At 71.9% G+C, this 367-nt stretch carries 1 protein-coding gene; it reads left to right on the top strand.

All coding sequences use genetic code 11. From position 1 onward, the window contains the following. Positions 1–367: aldehyde dehydrogenase family protein (locus LI92_RS21535; RefSeq protein WP_046322673.1), on the top strand; the 367-nt coding region annotated here is incomplete at both ends.

Below are 367 nucleotides of genomic sequence, written 5' to 3'. Positions count from 1 at the left end.
CGAGATCACCACCGGTGGCGGCGAAGTCGAAGGACTGCCGGCCGAGCTGGCGGGGGGACACTACGTGCAGCCGACGGTGATCGCCGGGGTGGACAACAGCGCCGCGATCGCGCGGGAGGAGGTCTTCGGGCCGGTGCTCGTGATACTGCCGTTCGGCGACGACGACGAGGCCGTGCGCATCGCCAACGACAGCGCGTACGGACTGGCCGGCGCGGTGGTCTCGGCGTCCACCGAACGGGCGCTGAGCGTGGCCCGCCGCATCCGGACCGGGGCGATCGGCGTCAACGGAGGCATGTACTACGGCGCCGACGCCCCGTTCGGCGGTTACAAGAGCAGCGGCTGGGGCAGGCAGTGCGGGATCGAGGGG

The sequence above is a fragment of the Mycobacterium sp. UM_Kg1 genome, from assembly GCF_000972925.1.
GTDB classification, from domain to species: Bacteria; Actinomycetota; Actinomycetes; order Mycobacteriales; family Mycobacteriaceae; genus Mycobacterium; species Mycobacterium hiberniae.
Note: the sequence above shows the minus strand (reverse complement) of the source record. Positions and strands in the feature narration are given on the sequence as shown.